Source organism: Rahnella sp. CFA14(1/10) (genome assembly GCF_004195095.1).
Taxonomy (GTDB): Bacteria; Pseudomonadota; Gammaproteobacteria; order Enterobacterales; family Enterobacteriaceae; genus Rahnella; species Rahnella perminowiae.
Genome location: NZ_SEWS01000010.1, coordinates 174,399 through 196,323, shown reverse-complemented (window position 1 = coordinate 196,323; position 21,925 = coordinate 174,399). Strand labels below are relative to the sequence as shown.

Annotated in this window: 16 protein-coding genes and 1 other RNA gene; 13 read left to right on the top strand and 4 right to left on the bottom strand. The window is 50.2% G+C overall.

Annotated features, from left to right (window positions below; genetic code table 11):
* Window positions 1–3: 3 nt before the first annotated feature.
* From EVX52_RS20130 to EVX52_RS20095, 8 genes are all read left to right on the top strand, one after another.
* Window positions 4–561: a pilus assembly protein gene (locus EVX52_RS20130; RefSeq protein ID WP_129991988.1), complete on the top strand. Its 558-nt coding sequence runs from the start codon at window positions 4–6 to the stop codon at window positions 559–561.
* Window positions 562–564: 3 nt separating this feature from the next.
* Complete coding sequence (locus tag EVX52_RS20125; protein WP_129991987.1) at window positions 565–1,410, top strand: hypothetical protein; 846 nt, start codon at window positions 565–567, stop codon at window positions 1,408–1,410.
* The gene (locus EVX52_RS20120; RefSeq protein ID WP_129991986.1) at window positions 1,392–1,892 is read left to right on the top strand and encodes a hypothetical protein; all 501 of its coding nucleotides are present in this window, start codon (window positions 1,392–1,394) and stop codon (window positions 1,890–1,892) included. Before EVX52_RS20125 ends, EVX52_RS20120 begins: the two co-directional genes overlap by 19 nt.
* Window positions 1,889–3,418 (top strand): ATPase, T2SS/T4P/T4SS family, encoded by a 1,530-nt coding sequence (locus EVX52_RS20115; protein WP_129954704.1) that lies wholly within the window; start codon window positions 1,889–1,891, stop codon window positions 3,416–3,418. Before EVX52_RS20120 ends, EVX52_RS20115 begins: the two co-directional genes overlap by 4 nt.
* A complete protein-coding gene (locus tag EVX52_RS20110) occupies window positions 3,402–4,448 on the top strand; it encodes a type II secretion system F family protein (RefSeq protein WP_129991985.1) in 1,047 nt (348 codons plus the stop codon). Before EVX52_RS20115 ends, EVX52_RS20110 begins: the two co-directional genes overlap by 17 nt.
* An 8-nt stretch (window positions 4,449–4,456) precedes the next feature.
* Window positions 4,457–5,806: a hypothetical protein gene (locus EVX52_RS20105; protein WP_240783489.1), complete on the top strand. Its 1,350-nt coding sequence runs from the start codon at window positions 4,457–4,459 to the stop codon at window positions 5,804–5,806.
* 54 nt (window positions 5,807–5,860) lie between these two features.
* Window positions 5,861–6,691 (top strand): A24 family peptidase, encoded by an 831-nt coding sequence (locus EVX52_RS20100; RefSeq protein WP_129954707.1) that lies wholly within the window; start codon window positions 5,861–5,863, stop codon window positions 6,689–6,691.
* A 285-nt stretch (window positions 6,692–6,976) separates the two neighbouring features.
* Window positions 6,977–7,507, top strand: a complete 531-nt coding sequence (locus EVX52_RS20095; protein WP_238483591.1) for a M23 family metallopeptidase — start codon at window positions 6,977–6,979, stop codon at window positions 7,505–7,507.
* A 54-nt stretch (window positions 7,508–7,561) separates the two neighbouring features.
* Here the strand turns inward: EVX52_RS20095 and rnpB are convergent.
* Together rnpB and rsmI are read right to left on the bottom strand one after the other, a co-directional pair.
* Window positions 7,562–7,940: RNase P RNA component class A (gene rnpB / locus EVX52_RS20090), an RNA gene on the bottom strand.
* 25 nt (window positions 7,941–7,965) lie between these two features.
* The gene (gene rsmI, locus EVX52_RS20085) at window positions 7,966–8,835 is read right to left on the bottom strand and encodes a 16S rRNA (cytidine(1402)-2'-O)-methyltransferase (protein WP_129954709.1); all 870 of its coding nucleotides are present in this window, start codon (window positions 8,833–8,835) and stop codon (window positions 7,966–7,968) included.
* Between the two features lie 61 nt (window positions 8,836–8,896).
* Between rsmI and EVX52_RS20080 the strand changes: the two genes are divergently transcribed.
* From EVX52_RS20080 to dolP, 4 genes are all read left to right on the top strand, one after another.
* Entirely contained in the window at window positions 8,897–10,933 is a 2,037-nt protein-coding gene (locus EVX52_RS20080; protein ID WP_129991983.1) for a penicillin-binding protein activator, read from the top strand.
* Between the two features lie 65 nt (window positions 10,934–10,998).
* Complete coding sequence (locus EVX52_RS20075) at window positions 10,999–11,367, top strand: YraN family protein (protein WP_129954711.1); 369 nt, start codon at window positions 10,999–11,001, stop codon at window positions 11,365–11,367.
* A gap of 30 nt (window positions 11,368–11,397) precedes the next feature.
* Window positions 11,398–11,988 carry a DnaA initiator-associating protein DiaA gene (gene diaA / locus EVX52_RS20070; protein WP_013577230.1) on the top strand — a complete coding sequence of 197 codons (591 nt, stop codon included), beginning with the start codon at window positions 11,398–11,400 and terminating at the stop codon, window positions 11,986–11,988.
* 9 nt (window positions 11,989–11,997) lie between these two features.
* Complete coding sequence (dolP, locus tag EVX52_RS20065; protein ID WP_013577231.1) at window positions 11,998–12,573, top strand: division/outer membrane stress-associated lipid-binding lipoprotein; 576 nt, start codon at window positions 11,998–12,000, stop codon at window positions 12,571–12,573.
* 63 nt (window positions 12,574–12,636) lie between these two features.
* Here the strand turns inward: dolP and mtgA are convergent, their stop codons facing one another.
* Together mtgA and arcB are read right to left on the bottom strand one after the other, a co-directional pair.
* The gene (gene mtgA, locus EVX52_RS20060) at window positions 12,637–13,359 is read right to left on the bottom strand and encodes a monofunctional biosynthetic peptidoglycan transglycosylase (protein ID WP_129991982.1); all 723 of its coding nucleotides are present in this window, start codon (window positions 13,357–13,359) and stop codon (window positions 12,637–12,639) included.
* Between the two features lie 895 nt (window positions 13,360–14,254).
* The gene (gene arcB / locus EVX52_RS20055; RefSeq protein ID WP_129954713.1) at window positions 14,255–16,594 is read right to left on the bottom strand and encodes an aerobic respiration two-component sensor histidine kinase ArcB; all 2,340 of its coding nucleotides are present in this window, start codon (window positions 16,592–16,594) and stop codon (window positions 14,255–14,257) included.
* Between the two features lie 871 nt (window positions 16,595–17,465).
* On the opposite strand from arcB, the gene gltB reads away from it, so the two are divergent.
* On the top strand, window positions 17,466–21,923 hold the full coding sequence (gene gltB / locus EVX52_RS20050; protein ID WP_129954714.1) for a glutamate synthase large subunit: 4,458 nt from the start codon (window positions 17,466–17,468) through the stop codon (window positions 21,921–21,923).
* The last annotated feature ends 2 nt before the right edge of the window (window positions 21,924–21,925 follow it).

The following is a 21,925-nucleotide window of genomic DNA, read 5'->3' as shown; positions in this document are numbered from 1 at the left end:
GTCATGTTAAATACACTATCGCACAATAACATATTGACCGGTTTAATCTGGGACTTACCCATACACGATAATATGGCGCCGGGATATCTAAAATGGATGGCAAACATACGGCGTAGTCACCGGAGATATATTTATAGTGTTCAGGGGGATGCTGAAGTCAGTGAGCTTATCGGTTATTCTGAAAGAACATCTCCGGGTTGTGAACCTTTTGCTGTCCATCTTAGAAATCTCTATGGTGACGGATTCTATTATTTTTCTGCAGGTAAAGGACAGATTTACTTGCTGATGATCATGGACGGTATCATTATCAGCGGCAGTGACTGTGTTATTACTGAAAATTTCTTTCAGGAAATGGTGGCTTCGTTGCCTGAGTCAAAATACGCCAGACTTCAGGTAACTGAAATTTCATTGGCGCAATTAGACACTATTGCTGAATCTTGTAAATCAAATCAGAAAATTTTCAAAAAGAAACAACGTATGTTTTGGAGCGCAGTAGGATTTGGCATATTTTTGTTACTTATTGCGTCATCTGTTTTTCTATATACTATTATTTCCGGATAAAAAATGATCAAAAAATTAAAATTACGGAAAAATACGCTACCGGTTTCTAAGAATACTAAATTAGGTATTGCCGCCGCCACTCTGGTATTGTTGATTGCGGCAGGTTTTGCCGGTTGGTATTACTTAGTGTATGAACCTGGTCAGGAACTGAAAGCAAAAAAAGTTCGTGAACAAACACAACTGGCCGCAGATGTTAAAGCTGTTGACGCCTTCTATTTGAAAGCGCTCACGGGAGGAAGTATTTCGGCCTTCACTAAACTGGCCGTTGAGATAACCAATAGTTATAGTAAATTGTATAACATGAATTATACGAATGAAACATTCTCTTGTGATGCACAAAAGTGCGCATTCAGTTATCAGTTAAGCAAGGGAGCGATATTTAGCGTTGCCCAAAAAATTTTCTGGGGAAAAACCTATAACGCCAACTTTTCTGAAAACACTTTTGATTTTACAGAGGTAAAATCGGGTCTCAGCGAAAATCCCCTCCTGAATGCCTATAAAAGGAAGCAGGAAATTTCGCCTCCTGCCTGTAGCAATGCATTGAATTATATTTACTCCTATAACTCTGCGACGGGAAGCGAACAGGCGCTGAAAATAACCGCCCTGCCAGGCGCTGCTGTAATAGCAACTGAAAAGAAAATCTCACAGAGAGGTAAGGCGAAATATTACGGTTTAAACGTTATTTCGTGGGAAATGTCACTTCCCAAACCACTTCATTATCTGGATATATTGAAGATCGCCAGCGTACTGGAACGTCATGCCTTTAGGGACGCTTTTATCATTCAAAAAGTTGATAGTAGCAAGGAAAATAAAATTACAGGAGTAATGGTATGCAGAAGCGGAAAATAATCCTCACTACCCTGGTCGCTTTATTTTCGACCAGCAACTTTGCTGACGAGATCAGCACAACCGGTCAGAATACCTCTCCCGTCCCTGCGCCTGTACAGGAACATATTTCCAGGCTGATGGAAGAAGACATGCAGTTTAATCAGTCTCAGCGACTGCTTTCCCAGCAACTTGCCTTGGCGAAATTACGGCTTGAGATGGCGAAAATCAAAAATGAAGCAGCTGAACTGAATCCGGTATCTGCGATGCCAATGATGAACGACGGGCCTTCAGGCGAAGAGCCGAAAACCGAATCAGCGCCGGTGGATGAGCCCCGGGTGATGATGTTGTCGCAAATTGCAGGCATTACCAAAGCGGCTGTTTCAGTGGGCACGAAAACAGTATTCGTGCGTATAGGTGAAGTCTTCTCTGCTAACGGAAAGCGCTATACGGTACATCAGGATAAAAACGGGCAGCACTCATATGTTCAGGAAATTTCCCGGTGATCCTCGATTTTGTCCGGCTTACCGAAGAATCCCTTCACAATGGTGAATGGACTTTCTCTGAAATAGAAGATCATATGCTTCTGGCCCGCTCGCAGGGGCAGGAGTTTCTGGTCTCCCAACGCTCTGTAGTAGAAGAGTTGCATATTATTCAATATGAAATTCGCAAACTCAATGATGTTCATCGTCATCAGGTACTCGGGGTAGCGGGGGTCAGCGAAAGCGTTTATTTCAAAATTTTCGAGCTGGTTTCATTACAGAAGCTCAGCAGTGTGGCCCTGGATATCAGTGAAACGCAGAAAGAGCTCGAGGCGATATTAATTGAAGCGGTAAATATGGGGGCCAGTGACCTGCATATAACCCGCAACGATATCCTGGCTCAGCTGGAAGTGCGTGTAAACGGTATGTTGGTGCCCATGATGCAGATGGCATCCAGCAAATGTGATGAACTGGTTTTCGTGCTGTATAACGTCCAGGCCAGTACACGTGACACCACGTGGAACCGCACCATTCCGCAAAGCGCCAATATCCTCTACACACTTAATAAACTCAGTTTCCGCTTCCGCTATGCGCATTTCCCCATTTTTGGTGAGACGAATGATTGCTATCACGCCGTGTTACGTATTATTCCTTCCGGATTATCGAAAAGTGCCGTCGCAAATCTTAGCAGGCTGGGTATTTCAGATGATGAGTTGGAAGATTTAAAAAAAATCCTCAGTAATCCTTATGGTGCTTACATCATTGCCGGTACGACCGGTTCGGGTAAATCTACAACGCTGAAGAATTTAATGGAATGGCTGCAAATAAACCGCTACAGCAGCAGAGGGTGTTTCCTGACGGTAGAAGACCCGGTTGAGTATCAGATCTTCGGTGCCAAACAAAGCTCTGTCGTCAGTGTAGAAGGCGGTGGTTTTCATTCTGCGATTAAATCTGCACTGCGCCGGGATCCGGACGTTCTGATGGTGGGAGAAATACGTGACAATATTTCGGCCAATGCGCTTGCCGGTGCCGTAGAGAGCGGGCACTACTGTTTCACGACCGTGCATGCCGGGAATATCGTCTCATTACTTCAGCGTTTATCTGCGATGGGTATCACCAGCGATAAACTTTCTACACCCGGTTTTATTGCCGGATTGCAGTGCCAGAAGCTGGTTCCGGTTATTTGTCCCCATTGTCATCGTTCCGTTGAAATGACATTCGGTGGAAAAATAATGTCGCTATATGAACAAAATGAATCTGGTTGCGTTCATTGTAAATATACCGGCATCAGCGGCAGACAGCTGGTGATGGAGTATATGCTTCCCACTTACGATGAACTGGCGGCGATTTCAAAACAGGAATGGTTGCAGGTTTATACCCTATGGCGGAAAAAAAGGCTGTCAGCACCTGGCCTGAGCGAAGGGTTTGAAATAAAAGAAAAGGTCTTCGCTGAGATACTTCGCGGTCGGGTTTGTGCAGCCTGGTTTAGCATGGAATTTGGTGACGTCGAACAGGAAAACATGGCGGTGATCCTTGGCAAAATTCAATAAAAAACAACGATTATTTCTCTATAAATTCTGTGCTGACATGATCAGCACAGAATTACCACTTTACGATTCTTTGTTAAAACTTCAGGTTGAAGGAAAAAGCCTGTTGGGATCTGGCTTTGCCAAAAACATTGGCATATTAACCAATAACATGAAAGCAGGTCTGACGGGTGCATCTATTGCGGTCATGTTTGATGGCCTTGTTCCACAAAGTGAGCTGAGTGTTATCAATGCAGCCGAACAGAGCGGCAGTCTCGCTGACGGGTTTATAACCTTAGTTAATGTCATCACTTATAATAGTGAGTTAAAGAAAAAACTGACGTCTGCCGTCCTCTTTCCTTTCATTATGCTGATCCTGTCATTAACAGTGATCGCAGGCTACTCTGTCAAAGTATTTCCTGCCTTTGAAAGTGTTGTCCCGGTGACTAAATGGCCAGGTATCACCCAGTCACTTTATTCTTTTGGTCTATCCCTGGTCGCAGGGTTATGGATCTACATGTTAATTGCTATTATTTTGACCGTCTTTATTATCCGGTTTGTCATGATTAATCTTTGCGGCTCATTCAGGAATAAATTTCTTGACCGCATTTTACCCTTTTCCACTTACAAGCAAATTGCGGCCTCTATCTTCCTCAACAATCTGGCGCTAATGCTTAAGAATGGGATCCCACTGAATGATGGCCTGGCGATCATTTTATTGAACTCCAACCGATGGCTGAAAAATCATATCAACACTATGCGGGAGAAAATGGCGATAGGGTTAGGATACGGTGATGCGCTGAACACCGGATTATTTGGCCCTGAAACTTTGCTAAACATTAGCCTCTATGCGGGCTTATCGTCATTTAATGAAGTATTAACCTCTGTATCGCATAAATCAAGAGAGCATATCAGAGAATATATTCAGAAATTATCCGGTTTACTCAAGTCATTATCTACCCTCGTTTTAGGTGGCTGTGTTATATGGGTTTTCGCAGCACTGTTCGCCCTTTCAGATACATTAGGGAAAATGGGCGCAAGCGGTTCTTTTTAAAAGGATGTATGATGAAAAAAATAATTATGCTTTTCATTATCTTGAATATAGTATCGGTTAATAGCTTTTCGGCCAAGATACCTAAAGGAGGCGCGTTCAAATTTGCTGAACCTGATAGCGGTGGCGGTACAGCACAACCGCTGGATATGCCTCTCGCGTTACCTATTGCTAATTTTTTTGGATATACCCGAAGTGGTAACAAATATTCCTATGAGGAGAAAAACTCCCTGCCAATTGCAATAAATATTATGTATATAGAATCCTCTTCCGGACAGGTTCCTGCCCAGCGTTTACCGGAGATAACAGATGACAATTTTGATTTCTCAGAACACTACCTTCACTATGATACACAAGCCAATTACAGCTGGGTGAGTGGCGGTAAAGAAGGAGACTGGGGCCTCCCCATCATTAATGCGAAACCCTATCAGAAAGGCGACCCTTTCCCGGCAATTACGGCATGTTCAGGTACGCCTGTCACCCTGAAAGAACAGCGTTATAAATGTAAGCCAGCAATGACGAGCTCGACGCGAAACCTCTCTTTATATGATGAACTGATTGAACTGGCCGCCAGCAAAAATCAAAAATTATGGGTTGGCACGGTTATTTTCCCCCGGGCTTCAGACGGCCCTGAAGGTAATACCAGTAATAACAGCACGGGAGGGGAAGGACATGAACTGGTTGTTTATCTTCCTCATCGCCATATGGAAGTCATACACTTAGAAGCCTTGTTGCTCGGCGATGCGGATGGAAGTGAGCAACGGCTTGCAGCATGGACACTCCAAAGTGATGACGGAGAATATTTCGTACCCTATACAAGTTTCAGGATCAACAATGATTATCCTGCCAATTATGCTTTCGTTTCAAACGGGAAAGATACGCTCAATCATCGTAAAACGGAGAGTATGTATCTTATTCCCTACTACCTGGATAACGAGAGGATAGCCATAACAGATGTTGCTGCAATTCATACTCGTCTTGCCGGAGGTGTGCATTGGTCGGGGCTCTGGCAAGGAGAGGGGGCTATTAACGAGCAAGGTATACGGGGTAGTGATATATTTACATGCCTGAATGGTGCTAAAGGATCGGTGGATGATTATACCGACTTAGCCCATTTCCAGGATCCGGCTGTCGATTCGTTTAGGGAAGTGCCCGGTTTCAATATTATCCATGTTCCGGAAGGGCAGAAAGGATTTACCTTTGCACAAATGATGGAAAAGCAACCGACATCAGACAATGCTTATATTTGCGACACCAAAGGCACTCAGTTATTTTCGCAGCGATTAGAAATTGCAACGGAAGAACGACCAAATATATTCATTGATTTTATGGAAGTAAAAAAAGGTATCACAGAGAAATAATGCTCCCACTGAAAATACCGTATTCTTCCGTTCATTCTCGCAGGGAATTTTTTAATGACGCTTTTCTATTTTTGGTTTTATCCTATCATGGCACTGATATTCGGATTGTTTATTGGCAGCTTTATTAATGTAATGATTTACCGGCTTCCGTTAATGATTTTTTCTGAATTAAGCCCGGAACCGGATGCGGTAAAAGTAAACCTCTGGTGGCCCCCCTCCCATTGTCCGGCATGTGGGGCGCCGGTCTGGAAACGTGACAATATTCCTGTTCTGAGCTGGTTGTGGCTGAAAGGCAAGTGTCGTCATTGTCAGAGCACTATCTCTCCACAGTATCTGATATCCGAAATACTGTGCGGTAGTGTTTTTACCTTGCTGACCCTGGTGGCGCTGCCGCAGTTTACTGAAATTCAGGTCTGTTGCTTTTTCCTCTATTTCTGCCTGCTCTACAGCTTGTCAGTGATTGATTTTCAGCATTTGATTTTGCCTGACGGTTTAGTATCGCTGCTGCTATGGAGCGGCTTACTGGGTTCGGTTTTGGGTACGACTGATATTGCGCCTCGCTCAGCGATTTGTGGCGCAGCGCTTGCCTGGCTTTTGCTTTATACCCTCATGGCAGCCTATGAAAAATTACGTGGCCGCGAAGGATTAGGTTATGGCGACGTTAAACTGATGGCTGCCATCACCGCCTGGCTGGGCATGGAAAAACTCCCTGAACTGATTCTCTGGTCTGCAGGGTCCGGTATTATTGTTTACCTGCTCTGTACAGTACTCAACAAACGCCGGTCGCTGGATGAAGACCATCCTGAATCCGCCAAACATTACATCCCCTTCGGACCTTCAATCGCCATGGCCGGACTGGTGATGTTTTTTATTGAGCGACTTTAATCCATGCGCCGGGTATTACTTTTCCTGCTGCTCATTCCGCTTTTAACTCAGGCGACGGACGATGTGGCGGTAACGCTGGCTCTGATTCAGGCTACGCGTCCCGATGTTGAAGTTATTGAGGATCATTTTTCTTCAGCAATGTTACTGACTGCCCCAGGAGACAAAGTATCAGAGGGGAATACAGAGACATCAAAAACATCGTCAATTCGCTATCCCCACTTCCTTTCGCCATTAAATATTCCGTTGCGGATCACGTCCCCGTTCAGCCTGCGGTGGCACCCCCTCATGCAACGTTTTTCCCCGCATGAGGGGACTGATTTTGCCGCGCCACGGTTAACGCCGGTGCTGGCTACGGAGAAGGGGATCGTCGTGGAAGCCATGTCTCATCCGACTGCGGGAAATTACGTGGTAATACGTCATCCGCTCGGGTGGCGTAGCCGCTATCTGCATCTTGACAGGATCACTGTGGCCACCGGGCAAGAAATTGAACGGGGCAAAGTGATTGGCTACTCCGGGAATACCGGACGCAGCACCGGGCCACATTTGCATTTTGAGCTGATGTATCACGGGCAGACAATGGATTCAGCAAAACTCCTGTCGGCTTCAGAGACAAATACTGTTCTGCCTGCCGCAGCCGTCAGTCCGCCGAAACCTGCGGTTCCGAAAATTATATTGGTCACGGAAATAGGCGGTCAGGAAAAAGTGATGGTGAAATATAAAGGGAAAACGATCTACGCCGGTGCAAACCAGACAGTGTTTGGACATTACAAAGTTCTGTTGCAGAACGGACGTTATCGTTTGTACAAGCTGTCCTGAAGGGAACAAAAGCGGGTGTATCCCTGAGGGGAACACCCGCTTTTGTTTTCAATGGAGTGGAGTTGACCGTTAAGCCGGGTTCTGTCGTGGACAGTCATTCGTCTAGGCCAGCAATCGCTCACTGGCTCAAGCAGCCTACCCGGGTTCAGTACGGGCCGTACCATGTGAACCCCTATTTGGCCTTGCTCCGGGTGGAGTTTACCATGCCACGAACTGTTGCCAGCCGCGCGGTGCGCTCTTACCGCACCCTTTCACCCTTACCTGATCCCGCTTGCGCGGGCCATCGGCGGTTTGCTCTCTGTTGCACTTGTCGTAAGCTCGCGCTTCCCAGGCGTTACCTGGCACCCTGCCCTATGGAGCCCGGACTTTCCTCCCCTCCTTCTGTCTCCCCCGAAAGGGACGGCAAAGAAGCGGCGACTGTCTGGTCAACTCCGCGGCGGATAATAGGGTATTACGCCCTATTTGTCACCCTCTTGCTCATCAAGCGCGTATTTATACAACGCATTCTTCTTCACACCGTGGATTTCAGCGGCCAGCGCGGCAGCTTTTTTCAGTGGCAGTTCTTTTTGCAAAAGCGCCAGAGTACGCAGGGCTTCTGCCGGTAACGCTTCGGTATCCACTTTATGGCCTTCAACAATCAGCACCATTTCGCCGCGCCGGCGCGTTTCGACCTCCTGCACCCAGGCCAGCAGCTCGCCGACAGGCGCACCGTGAATATTTTCCCAGGTTTTGGTCAGTTCACGCGCCAGCACCACATACCGCTCAGGCCCCCACACTTCGACCATATCCTGCAGACTGTCGAGTAAACGATGCGTTGATTCATAGAAAATCAACGTGCGCGGTTCTTCAATCAGTGACTGCAACGTATCTTTACGGGATTTGGTTTTAGCGGGCAGAAACCCTTCGTAACAGAAACGATCAGAAGGCAAACCCGCCGCACAAAGGGCGGTGATCGCCGCACAGGCACCGGGTAACGGCACCACGCGGATACCGGCTTCGCGGCAGCGACGCACCAGATGATAACCGGGGTCATTAATCAGCGGCGTACCGGCATCCGAGACCAGCGCAATGGTCTGGCCTTCCTGCAATTTCGCCAGTAAATGCTCGGCTTTCTGCTGTTCGTTATGGTCATGCAGCGGGTACATTTTTGCGGTGATCGCGAAATGTTGCAGCAGCAATCCGGTATGGCGGGTATCTTCTGCAGCAATCAAATCGACACTGTTCAGTACGGCCAGCGCGCGTTGGGTAATATCCCCTAAATTGCCAATTGGCGTCGGTACGATATACAGCGTTGAGGCAGAAATATCTGCTTGATCGTCTTGATTCATTGTTTCATCCGGATTGCCGATTTAATATTGAGCATCTTAAAAAAACATCACTGGAAACTGAATGCCTTCCTCAATGACCTTTCGTACCCGTTCGGGACGTTTACTCCCTGCCATCATCGTGGCGATGCTTCTCGCCAGCTGTTCTGGCCAGGCGCCGCAGGCACCGACAGAAAGTGTCCAGGGTGCAGCGTCCGGCAGCTCTGACTATTATTTGCAGCAGGCGCAGCAAAGCAGTGATGATAACAAGGCTGACTGGCAATTGCTTGCAGTGCGTGCCCTGATACGCGAAGGCAAAGCGCCTCAGGCGGCGGAGCAACTGGCTAAAGTACCGCAAAATCTGACCGCCGCTCAAACCGTCGAGCAGCAACTGACCAGTGCAGAAGTGCAGGTTGCGCTGAAAAATTATCCGGCAGCCGCCACCAGCCTGAGCCAGCTCGACCCTCACAGTCTGACCAACGATCAGAAAGCCCGTTATTATCAGGCGCAAATCGATGCCAGCCAGGGACGCACCAGCCTCGGCGTGATCCGCGCCTATATCGCACAGGAATCGCTGTTACAAGGACAGCCACATCAGGACAATATTGACCACACCTGGATGGCGTTGACGCAGCTGTCCCCGCAGGACGTCAGCAGCATCGTGATCAATGCTGATGAAAATACGTTGCAGGGATGGCTGGATTTACTCAGCGTATGGCAAAGCAACAAGCAGGATCCTGATTTGCTGAAAGCCGGGATTAAAGACTGGCAACGTCGTTATCCGGTGAATCCGGCAGCGAAAAGTCTGCCAACTCAGCTTAATAATGTGCTGACCTTCCAGCCTGCCTCAACCGGCAAAATTGCACTGTTCCTGCCGATGAGCGGCCCGGCACAAGTTTACGGGAATGCCATTCAGCAGGGCTTTAATGCGGCCATGAACGGTCAGATCAGCCTGCCGGCGCCGCAGGCAGCAACGGCGGATGCTAACGCACAACCGCAGGCACCGGCTGACCCGAACGCGGCCGTCAGTACCTCCGCACCGGATGCCGGCGCACAAAACACCCCGGCGCAGACCGATCCTTCACCGGCCCAGCCGGCCGCAACGCCGGCGGCGGCCCCCGTTGCCAGCAGTAATGCGCAGGTGAAAGTGTATGACACTAATGGTCAGCCGCTGGCCGCACTTCTGACGCAGGCTCAGCAGGATGGCGCAACGCTGGTTGTCGGTCCGCTGCTGAAAGATCAGGTGAATGAACTCTCTTCTGATCAGACCCCGCTGAATGTTTTAGCGCTCAATCAGCCAGAAACTGAGAAAAACAGCCCGAATATCTGTTACTTTGCGCTCTCGCCGGAAGACGAGGCACAGGATGCTGCGCGCCACATGTGGTCTGAGCAGAAACGTACGCCGCTGTTACTGGTGCCGCGTGGCAACTTCGGCGACCGTATCGCACAGGCTTTTGCTAATGAATGGCAGAAACTGGGCGGCCAAACCGTGCTGAAACAAGGTCTCGGTTCAGCCGGTGAATTACGTTCTTCTATCGGCAGCGGTATCCGCCTGACGGGTACGCCGGTCATCGCCAGTGATGCCGCCGCGCCAGCACAAGCGCAGGGCGTGACTATTGGTGGCATTACTATCCCGGCACCGCCAACAGATGCACAGATTACGCAAGGCAGTACCGGGGGGGCGGTGGATTCCGTCTACGTTGTCGCGACACAAAGTGAACTGACGCTGATCAAACCGATGCTGGATCTTGCCGTAAATGGCCGTTCACATCCGGCAGTCTATGCCAGTTCACGTAGCTACCAGGCAGGTGCCGGGCCGGACTACCGTCTGGAAATGGAAGGCGTACAGTTTAGCGATATTCCGTTGCTGGCAGGCGGTAACCCGGCGCTGATGCAGCAGGCAGCCGCGAAATTTGGTAACGATTATTCACTGGTTCGTCTCTATGCGATGGGTATCGATGCCTGGAGTCTGGCGAATCACTTCTCCCAGATGCGCACATTGCCTGGCTTCCAGGTTTCCGGCAGCACCGGAGATTTGAGTGCCAATGGCAACTGTGTCATCCACCGTAAATTGCCATGGCTGCAATACCGCCAGGGCTCGCTGGTGCCAGTTTCTTCTTAAGAGAAAACTGAAACAGCATGACTGAGATCGGAATTCTCAACGATTACAGGTACAAGGACGTACTGATGAAGCCTTTTTTGTCAAAGACGCGGGCGTGCGGCGATAAATACGAAGCCTTTGCACGGCGCTATCTCGAAAAAGCCGGGTTAACCTTTGTGGCGGCCAATGTGGCCTGCCGTGCCGGTGAAATTGACCTGATTATGCATGACCAGCAAACCTGGGTGTTTGTTGAAGTTCGTTACCGGCGCAACGCCAGTTTTGGTGGCGCAGCGGCCAGCGTAACGGTTCAAAAACAGCAGCGCCTGTTACGCGCTGCGTCTTTCTGGCTTGCAGGAAAGAATGCAAGCTTTGACACATCATCTTGCCGTTTTGATGTTTTTGCCATCACCGGCAGCCAGGTAGAATGGCTGCGTGATGCCTTCAATGCGGAATAAATATTACGACGACTGACTGGACGACAACCCGTGCTGGATAGAATCAAAGTCTGCTTTACAGAAAGTATTCAAACTCAGATTGCGGCGGCAGAAGCTTTGCCTGACGCGATTTCCCGCGCCGCGATGACGCTGGTGCAATCGCTGCTCAACGGCAATAAAATTCTGTGCTGCGGCAACGGCACCTCTGCGGCAAACGCACAGCATTTTTCCGCCAGTCTGATTAATCGTTTTGAAACTGAACGACCGAGCCTTCCTGCAATCTCATTATGTGCAGATAACATTGTGCTGACTGCGATTGCCAACGATCGTCTGCATGAAGAAATTTATGCTAAACAGGTGCGCGCCTTAGGTCAGGCGGGTGATGTTCTGCTGGCCATTTCTACCCGCGGCAACAGCCGTGATATTGTCAAAGCCGTTGAAGCAGCGGTAACCCGTGATATGACTATTGTCGCATTAACAGGTTATGACGGCGGCGAACTGGCGGGTTTACTGGGGCCTCATGATGTTGAGATCCGTATTCCGTCTCATCGCAGCGCCCGCATTCAGGAAATGCATATGCTCACAGTTAACTGTCTCTGTGACCTGATAGATAACACGCTGTTCCCACACCAGGACGATTAAGGAGATCACATGAAGGCGAGTCCTCTCTTTGCAGTATTGTTAAGCGCCCTTCTGTTACAAGGCTGTGTCGCCGCTGCGGTAGTTGGTGCAGCTGGCGTCGCAACAAAAACAACGACTGACCCACGTACGGTCGGTACGCAGGTTGATGACAGCACGCTGGAAGCCCGTGTTTCTAACGCGGTGAGCAAAGATAAACAACTGAAAGACGAAGCCCGTATCGTGGCGACAGCGTATCAGGGTAAAGTCCTGTTAACCGGTCAGGCACCGACGGCGGATATGGCCTCACGCGCCAAACAAATTGCGATGGGTGTTGAAGGCGCAACGGAAGTGTATAACGAAATCCGTACCGGTAAACCGGTCAGCATGGGCACAGCGTCTATGGACACGTGGATCACCACCAAAGTCCGTTCTCAGCTGCTGACCAGTGATTCGGTTAAATCCTCTAACGTCAAAGTCACTACCGAAAACGGCGAAGTGTTCCTGCTGGGTCTGGTGACGCAGGAAGAAGGTAAATCTGCGGCGGGGATTGCTGCTGGCGTGAGCGGCGTTAAACACGTCACTACGGCATTTACCTACGTCAAATAATTCAGTGCGTGATAACAAAAAGGACAGCCTGCGTGCTGTCCTTTTTTGCGTTAATGACCCGTACTAATGAAGTTTATGTTCTTGCAGAAAAGACTCCCCGCCGAGCTGGCTCATCTGGCGCAGTATCCATTGCTGACGGCGAATGACATACGCGGAAGGCGCGTTGACTTTGAACAGGTGCGGATTCGGCAACACGGCCGCCAGTAACGCAGCCTGAGAAGCGGTCAGGCGACTGGCTGGCTTATGAAAGAAATGCTGCGCAGCCTGCTCGACGCCAAAGACGCCGTCGCCAAACTCCACAATATTCAGGTACACCGTCAGAATGCGACGTTTTGTCCATACGGTTTCAATGCCCACCGTCAGGCCGGCCTCCAGCCCTTTACGCACCCAGCTGCGCCCGTCCCACAAAAACAGGTTTTTAGCGGTCTGCTGGGACAGTGTGGAAGCCCCCCGCATTTTTCCGCCGTCTTTATCCAGCACCGACTGAATAGCATCGACATCAAATCCCCAATGGGTCGGGAATTTTTGATCTTCTGCTGCCATTACCGCGAGCGCCATGGGTGAGGAAATCTCACGCATTGGCACCCAGTCCGAATGAGCAACATAGCCAAAATCACCGGTCAACCATGCGGAAATCTGCCGTTCCACCATCACGGCAGAAAAAGGCACGGGTATAAAAGAAAAAAGAAGGATGCCCGTTATCCATAAGCTGAGTAAGAGCAGGATTGCGCGTTTCATCCATAACAGCGGCAACCGCAACCCGCTCTTTCGAGTCATTTTATTCATTTGGCGCTTTCCACAACACATCCGACCATCTAATCAATCTCAATAATAACCTGCAAGATCAGGCTAGCGAAATGGTGAACAATATTGCTAACAACTCAGCAATAACAATGAAACTTTTACTTACATTCAGCCCAGGTAATTCCGATTAAACTACTGCCATCAAGGAGTTCCGGCAAATAGCCTGAAATGCTTACTTTTTTCACGATGGATAATTTTTAAGCAAAAAAGTAAAATACTTGTAACCTAATCCGCGAAAAATACATTAGCAAAAATTATGATTAAGATCGGCAAAAGTGAATCAATTCTCATCGATTATTCATGGGCGAACGGATGCACTAAGTCAAATAAATTACCCGTGATGTATAAAAATCAGCATCCCGGATGACTTTTTATCAGATAAAAAACACATCAACCTAAGTGAAATTTTTTCATTTAACATAAATTTCAGGTCGCTTGGGGTTTCCGAAAAGCCAGTTCGTTAAAATTCAGCATAAAAACAGATATTACAAAGAGTTATACATTGTTTTAGATTTTATAGAACCGGTTTCAGAAACGAGCATATCGCAAATCCGCCGGTAAAACAGTCTGCTCGTGTTCAGTTCCATAAGCAAAATTGCATGTCGCCGATACAACATCAACAGGCTTCATTTGTATTCTGTGAAAAATCCTGCGATAAAGGCTTGATGTTTTGTATAGACAAAGACTAATCTACATCACAGTTTTTAATGAATGTTGTAACAGCCTTGCTTATATTTGTTATGTTGATTGCTACAGGATGTATTAGACTTTAAAACTGAATTCCAAGACCTGCGAAAACCAAACCCTAAAAACTATCGTGGGTTACCTCTTTCCCTGGTGTTGGCGCAGTATTCGCGCACCCCGGCCTCGGCTGGGGTTATTTTTTTTCAGCGTTTGCCGTCCAGTCACGCAATACTTTGATGTCATTGCGCCATTCAGCCTTCAGCTCATCAACCCATTCCTGAACATTATCCCACCAGGCAGGCAGCGTCGGGGTCTGGATCTGTTGTGCCAGTTGCTGTAAATGTTTCAGGCCAACGGAACCGGCCGCCCCTTTGATTTTGTGGCCTTCCTCGGCAATCCCTTTCTGATCTCGCGCGGTCATGTTGGAATCCAGCACAGCCAGATAGCCCGGCATCATTTTTTCAAACATATCCGCACTCTGATAAATCAGTTTCGCCCCGACCAGGTCGATGTACTGCTCGAGCATGGCGGTATCAAGCAACGATTCGCTGTCTTTCATCACTACAGGCTCCTTTTCCAATACGCAAACGTCAGGCTGATGATCCCAGAACTGCTGAATCATCGTGGTCAGTGCGGAAACAGACAGCGGCTTGCTCAGCACATCATCCATTCCCGCATCAAGATACTCTTTTTTGTCTTTCAGCACGTTTGCTGTCAGGGCAATCAGCGGCGGCAGAGATTGCCCGGCGTAATCGGTACGTAGCTTACGGGCGATATCCAGTCCGGTCATGTCCGGTAGCTGAATATCCAGCAGCACCAGATCGAATTCGTCGGGATCAAACATCTCCAGCGCATCATGGCCGTTCATCGCCACTTCAACGCTGTTGCCTAACTTCTCCAGCACCGAACGCGCCACAATCACGTTCAGCTCGATATCTTCGACCAGCAGCACATGCAGCGCCGGTAACGGCATGTCTTCTTCGTCACCGGCCAGATCAGCCGGTGCATCCAGCATCGGTGCGCGGACAGTCAGCGTAAAGCAGGAGCCCTGCCCCGGCACACTGCTGACGGTGATATCGCCGCCCATCGCCTGCGCCAGACGTTTTGACACCGCCAGTCCGATACCCGTACCGGTTGCCGGTTTACCGCCGTTGCGATCTTTTACCTGATAATACATGGCGAAGATTTTGTCCTGCTCATCCTGCGGGATCCCCAGACCGGAATCGCGCACAACAAAGCGCAGCATATCGTTCGGCTCATAATGCACGCTCAGTACAATCTGACCTTCGCGGGTAAATTTGACGGCGTTGCCAATCAGGTTCCATAAAATCTGGCGCAGACGCGTGCCGTCCGTCGTAATGCTGCGCGGCAACGGCAGATCAGGCTCCATGATAAATTTCAGCCCTTTCGGCTGAGCCAGCAGGCCGGAAAGATTTTCAAGATCAGTCAGGAATTCGGTAAAATCGACCGGCTGGTTATCAAGCTGCACTTTGCGGCGTTCGATCTTATCCATTTCGATAATATCGTTGAAGATATTACCGAGGGTGATGGCGCTGACATGGATAGTTTTCAGGTAGCTGTGCTGTTCTTTATCCAGTTCAGTATCGAGCAGTATGCGGCTTAGCCCGACGATGCCATTAAGCGGTGTACGCAGCTCGTGGCTGATCGTTGAGATAAAGGTGGTCTTCTCACGGCTGGCATTCTCTAACGCGTCCTGATAGCGCTTACGCTCGGTAATATCGCGTCCGAAGCCCATCAACCCGTGCCGCTTGCCGATGCGGTCATAAAACGGCACTTTGCGCAATTCAAAGCAGGCTTTACGTCCGTCCGGATAGACCAGCCATTGTTCGTAGGTCAGGGAAACATTGTGACGGAAAACCTTCTCGTCAGTCTCAACCACTTTCTCGGCGATATCCGGCGTGTAAACATCGTTAGGCGTCAGGCCGATCAATTGCTTCTCACTTTTGCCGGTCAGCAGTTCCATCGCACGGTTACAGCCGGAGAATTCTTTGTCTTCGTTACGGTAATACACCAGGTCCGGCGAGGCATCGAGGAAAGAGCGTAATAATGCAGATTGCTGACTCAGTTCGATTTGCGCCTGTTCGCGGTGCTGCATTTCAAGTTTCAGCTTATCGACCACCGCCAGACGTGCTTCTTCCGCTTTCACACGGTCGGCGATTTCCTGATTCAGCTGGGTGATATTGTCTTTGAGTTGCTGATTAAGTTCGAGGTCTCGGTGGCGCATTTCCTCCAGTTTATCGACCAGACGCGCTAAACGCTGACGTGACTCTTCAAGCTGTTCAACCACCACCGACAGGAAATAAACCGCCCAGGGCGTAATCAGCAAACCAAAGAAGATGGAACGAACGACGTCGATACTCTCAACCTGCCCGCGCAGGAGCATAGTGACCGCCATCTGGACAATCATTGCCAGCACCACCAGCGCAGATGCCAGCAACAGTGAAAATCTCACCAGCCCCAGCTTGACCATCAGATCGACATAATACTGCGCTAAAACCCGGATTTGCTTCATAACGTTTCCCTTAAAACGAAGTCCTCTGAATCATACCGCAAAACCTCCCCGGCGTGATGGCAGGGCATAAATTGAACGTGAAGTTTGCGAGATGCACCTTGCAGGGGCTTGTCATGGTGCAATGCAGGTAAGGGGGGCAGAGTATTGACTATTATCTGCGGTGATATTATTAATATCGGCCGGCTTTATCAGGCCGCAAGCATCGCCAACTGCCGTCCGGCTAACATTTTTTCCTTTTATCCTCCGAATATCTTCCCTGCCGGCGTATTTCGCACAGGCATAACTATTCATTATTACTGCAAATAAAGTCACTCCTGGCAGTATGAATAATTCTTATTACAAACCCGCGACTAACACATTATTACTGTCAGGTTAAAAACAGTGACAAACCGCATGTGCACAGCATTTTCCAGTATAAAATACTGGTAATTACGCCCCTGCCAGCATGGTGCGGAGATCTTACGCTTTCCCCATAGTGAGTCAGCTCACACTTTACGGGCATGACCCTATCGAAAATACGCCAATAAAAACACCATAAATTAAATATATTTCAATAAGTTAAATCGCTTTATATCACTTTTAATATAACTTAAATCGCCATTTGACCTGTCTGTGCTTTCTCGCTAAGTTGGGAGTCCGCTGGAAGCAATCTCGACGGGTGAGCAACTCGTCATATTTATGCAGTAATTGAAGACTCCCTCATTAAAACAAGTCAACCACCACTTGTGAGAACCATCACGAGAGGACTTTGACGGAGATGTCCGGGCAATCAACGCACCGCAAGAGTGCGCGAAATTGCGGATAAACCTCTGTGTATAAGCCCGCTCGTGATTGGTGTGAGAGTCTCGCAGAGCCTGGGGAGGTTCACGTAATGTTGTACGATAAATCCCAAGAGAGGGACAACTGTGGTTTCGGCCTGATCGCCCATATAGAAGGCGAACCTAGCCATAAGGTCGTGCGTACTGCGATCCACGCACTGGCCCGTATGCAACACCGTGGTGCGATCCTTGCTGACGGCAAGACCGGCGACGGCTGTGGCCTTCATTTACAGAAACCTGACCGCTTCTTCCGCATGATTGCCGAAGAACGTGGCTGGCGTCTGGCGAAAAACTATGCCGTTGGCATGCTGTTCCTCAGCAAAGATGAAAAAGAAGCGGAGGCAAGCCGCCGCATTGTTGAAGAAGAGTTGCAAAACGAGACGCTGTCCGTGGTGGGCTGGCGTGACGTTCCGACTAATCCGGACGTACTTGGTGAAATCGCGCTTTCCTCCCTGCCCCGCATCGAACAAATTTTTGTCAACGCGCCCGCCGGCTGGCGTCCGCGTGACATGGAGCGTCGCCTGTATATGGCGCGCCGCCGCATTGAGAAACGCATTCAGGATAAAGACTTCTATGTCTGCAGTTTCTCCAACGTGGTCACGATCTATAAAGGCCTGTGTATGCCGGCGGATCTGCCACGCTTCTATTTAGATCTGGCCGACCTGCGCCTGGAATCGGCCATCTGCCTGTTCCATCAGCGTTTCTCGACCAACACCGTACCGCGCTGGCAGCTGGCTCAGCCTTTCCGCTATCTGGCGCACAACGGTGAAATCAACACCATCACCGGTAACCGCCAGTGGGCACGTGCCCGTGCGTATAAATTCAAAACGCCGCTGATCCCTGATCTGCAAGATGCTTCACCTTTCGTGAATGAAACCGGTTCGGATTCCAGCTCGCTGGATAATATGCTCGAACTGTTCCTGGCAGGCGGGATGGATTTGCTGCGCGCCATGCGCTTGCTGGTGCCGCCAGCCTGGCAACAAAACCCGGACATGGACGACGACCTGCGCGCGTTCTTCGATTTTAACTCCATGCACATGGAGCCGTGGGACGGTCCTGCCGGCATCGTAATGTCAGATGGTCGTTATGCCGCCTGTAACCTTGACCGTAACGGGCTGCGCCCTGCGCGCTATGTCATCACCAAAGACAAGCTGATCACCTGTGCCTCTGAAGTTGGCATCTGGGATTACCAGCCTGATGAAGTGGTCGAAAAAGGCCGCGTCGGACCGGGCGAGCTGATGGTGATCGACACCCGCAGTGGCAAAATTCATCACTCCGCTGAAACCGATAACGACCTGAAAGGCCGTCACCCTTACAAACAATGGATGGAGAAAAACGTCCAGCGTCTGGTGCCGTTCGAAGACCTGCCGGAAGATCAGGTGGGCAGCCGCGAGCTGGAAGATTCGTTACTCGAAACCTTCCAGAAGCAGTTCGGCTACAGCAGTGAAGAACTCGATCAGATCATCCGCGTGCTGGGTGAAAACGGTCAGGAAGCCGTCGGTTCCATGGGCGATGATACGCCATTTGCCGTGCTCTCCAGCCGTCCGCGTATCGTGTATGACTACTTCCGCCAGCAGTTTGCGCAGGTCACCAACCCGCCAATCGATCCGCTGCGTGAAGCCCACGTGATGTCTCTGGCGACCAGCATTGGCCGTGAGATGAATGTGTTCTGCGAAGCCGAAGGTCAGGCTCACCGCCTGAGCTTCAAATCGCCAATCCTGCTGTGGTCTGACTTTAAACAGCTGACCACGCTCGACAGCAAGCATTATCGCGCTGAAACACTGGATATCACGTACGATCCGACCGAACAAAATATGGAGCAGTTCGTCCAGAAACTCTGTGACGAAGGCGAACAGAAAGTGCGTAACGGCGCGGTTCTGCTGGTGCTGTCTGACCGCAACATCGCCCCGAACCGTCTGCCGCTGCCTGCGCCCATGGCCGTCGGTGCGCTACAGTTGCGTCTGGTTGAGAAAAGCCTGCGCTGCGATGCCAACATCATTGTTGAAACGGCCAGCGCCCGTGACCCGCACCATTTCGCCGTGCTGATTGGTTTCGGTGCCACAGCGGTTTATCCGTATCTGGCCTACGAAACGCTGGCAAAACTGGTTGACTCGCAGGTCATCGAGAAGAAATACCGTGAAGTGATGCTGAATTACCGTAACGGCATCAATAAAGGCCTGTACAAGATCATGTCCAAAATGGGCATCTCAACCGTTGCCTCTTACCGTTGCTCTAAACTGTTTGAAGCGGTCGGTCTGGCGAAAGATCTGTGCAACACCTGCTTCAACGGCGTCGTCAGCCGTATCGGCGGTGCCGGTTACAGCGACTTCGAACAGGACTTGCTGAACCTGTCCAAACGCGCATGGCTGAAACGCAAAACGTTGGATCAGGGCGGTCTGCTGAAGTTTGTCCACGGTGGCGAATACCATTCCTATAACCCGGACGTGGTCACTACCCTGCAAACTGCCGTCAACAGCGGTGATTACGACGATTATAAGAAATACGCCAAACTGGTTAACGAACGTCCGGTGGCCACGCTGCGCGACTTGCTGAAAGTCACGCCTAAAGGCCAGCCGATCCCTGTTGATCAGGTTGAACCGGCGGAAGGTTTATTTACCCGTTTCGATACGGCTGCAATGTCTATCGGCGCACTGAGCCCGGAAGCGCATGAATCTCTGGCCGAGGCGATGAACAGCATCGGCGGACGTTCTAACTCCGGGGAAGGCGGCGAAGATCCGGCGCGTTACGGCACCAATAAAGTGTCCCGTATCAAGCAAGTTGCATCGGGTCGTTTCGGGGTAACACCGGCGTATCTGGTGAATGCCGATGTTATTCAGATCAAAGTGGCGCAGGGTGCAAAACCAGGCGAAGGCGGCCAGTTGCCGGGGGACAAAGTGACGCCGTACATCGCGAAACTGCGTTATTCCGTGCCGGGCGTAACCCTGATTTCTCCACCGCCGCACCACGATATTTATTCCATTGAAGATCTGGCGCAGCTGATTTTCGACCTGAAACAGGTCAACCCGAAAGCAATGATTTCGGTGAAGCTGGTTTCTGAACCGGGCGTCGGCACTATCGCCGTCGGCGTGGCAAAAGCCTACGCCGATCTCATCACGATCGCTGGCTACGATGGCGGCACCGGCGCAAGCCCGCTGTCTTCCGTGAAATACGCCGGCTGTCCGTGGGAACTGGGGCTGGTGGAAACACAACAGGCGCTGGTGGCGAACGGGCTGCGTCACAAAATTCGTCTGCAAGTGGATGGTGGCCTGAAAACCGGCCTCGACATCATCAAGGCAGCGATTTTGGGGGCAGAAAGCTTTGGTTTCGGGACCGGCCCGATGGTGGCGCTGGGTTGTAAATACCTGCGTATTTGCCACCTGAACAACTGTGCAACGGGCGTGGCAACTCAGGATGAAAAACTGCGTCGCAACCATTATCACGGACTGCCGGAACGTGTGACGAACTACTTCCGCTTCATTACCCAGGAAACCCGTGAAATCATGGCCGCGCTGGGCATCAGCCAGCTGGTGGATCTGATTGGTCGTACCGATTTGCTGACTGAGCTGGACGGTTTCACCGCCAAGCAAAACAATCTCGACCTTTCTGCGATACTGGCAACGGCCACACCGCATGAAGGTAAATCTGTGTACTGCACAGAAAGCAACCCGGCATTCGATAAGGGTCAGCTGAATAAAGACATTCTGGAACAGGCATCACCCCATATCGATTCGAAGCAGAGCAAAGCGTTCTACTTTGATATCCGCAACACTGACCGTTCAGTGGGTGCTATGTTGTCCGGGGCGATTGCGGAGAAACACGGTGATCAGGGTATGGCGGCTGATCCGGTGCGCATTAACTTCAATGGCACCGCGGGCCAGAGTTTCGGCGTCTGGAACGCTGGCGGCGTAGATTTAATGCTGACCGGCGATGCAAACGACTATGTGGGCAAAGGCATGGCCGGTGGCCGTATTGCCATTCGTCCGCCAATCGGTTCTGCATTCCGCAGCCACGAAGCCAGCATCATCGGCAACACCTGTTTGTATGGTGCAACCGGTGGCAAAATGTTTGCGGCAGGCCGTGCGGGTGAGCGTTTCGCTGTCCGTAACTCCGGTGCTATCACTGTGGTAGAAGGCATCGGTGATAACGGCTGTGAATATATGACCGGTGGTATTGTGTGTGTGCTCGGCCGTACCGGCGTCAACTTCGGCGCAGGCATGACCGGTGGTTTCGCTTATGTCCTTGATGAAGATGGCGAATTCCGCAAACGTGTTAACCCGGAACTGGTTGAAGTCCTGGAAGTGGCCGATCTGGCTATCCATGAAGAGCATCTGCGCGGTTTGATCATCGAACACGTACAGTTGACCGCATCGACCCGTGGTGAAGAGATTTTGGCGAACTGGCCGGAGTGGGCGCCTAAATTTGCCCTGGTAAAACCGAAGTCCAGTGATGTCAAAGCATTGTTGGGTCACCGTAGTCGTTCCGCAGCTGAGCTGCGGGTACAAGCGCAGTAAGA

Bases quoted from the DNA above. Each gene is read 5' to 3' on its own strand.
- EVX52_RS20130 (WP_129991988.1), top strand. From the start codon at position 4: ATGTTAAATACACTATCGCACAATAACATATTGACCGGTTTAATCTGG.
- EVX52_RS20125 (WP_129991987.1), top strand. From the start codon at position 565: ATGATCAAAAAATTAAAATTACGGAAAAATACGCTACCGGTTTCTAAG.
- EVX52_RS20120 (WP_129991986.1), top strand. From the start codon at position 1,392: ATGCAGAAGCGGAAAATAATCCTCACTACCCTGGTCGCTTTATTTTCG.
- EVX52_RS20105 (WP_240783489.1), top strand. From the start codon at position 4,457: ATGATGAAAAAAATAATTATGCTTTTCATTATCTTGAATATAGTATCG.
- EVX52_RS20100 (WP_129954707.1), top strand. From the start codon at position 5,861: ATGACGCTTTTCTATTTTTGGTTTTATCCTATCATGGCACTGATATTC.
- EVX52_RS20095 (WP_238483591.1), top strand. From the start codon at position 6,977: ATGCAACGTTTTTCCCCGCATGAGGGGACTGATTTTGCCGCGCCACGG.
- rsmI (WP_129954709.1), bottom strand. From the start codon at position 8,835: ATGAATCAAGACGATCAAGCAGATATTTCTGCCTCAACGCTGTATATC.
- EVX52_RS20080 (WP_129991983.1), top strand. From the start codon at position 8,897: ATGCCTTCCTCAATGACCTTTCGTACCCGTTCGGGACGTTTACTCCCT.
- EVX52_RS20075 (WP_129954711.1), top strand. From the start codon at position 10,999: ATGAAGCCTTTTTTGTCAAAGACGCGGGCGTGCGGCGATAAATACGAA.
- dolP (WP_013577231.1), top strand. From the start codon at position 11,998: ATGAAGGCGAGTCCTCTCTTTGCAGTATTGTTAAGCGCCCTTCTGTTA.
- mtgA (WP_129991982.1), bottom strand. From the start codon at position 13,359: ATGAATAAAATGACTCGAAAGAGCGGGTTGCGGTTGCCGCTGTTATGG.
- arcB (WP_129954713.1), bottom strand. From the start codon at position 16,594: ATGAAGCAAATCCGGGTTTTAGCGCAGTATTATGTCGATCTGATGGTC.
- gltB (WP_129954714.1), top strand. From the start codon at position 17,466: ATGTTGTACGATAAATCCCAAGAGAGGGACAACTGTGGTTTCGGCCTG.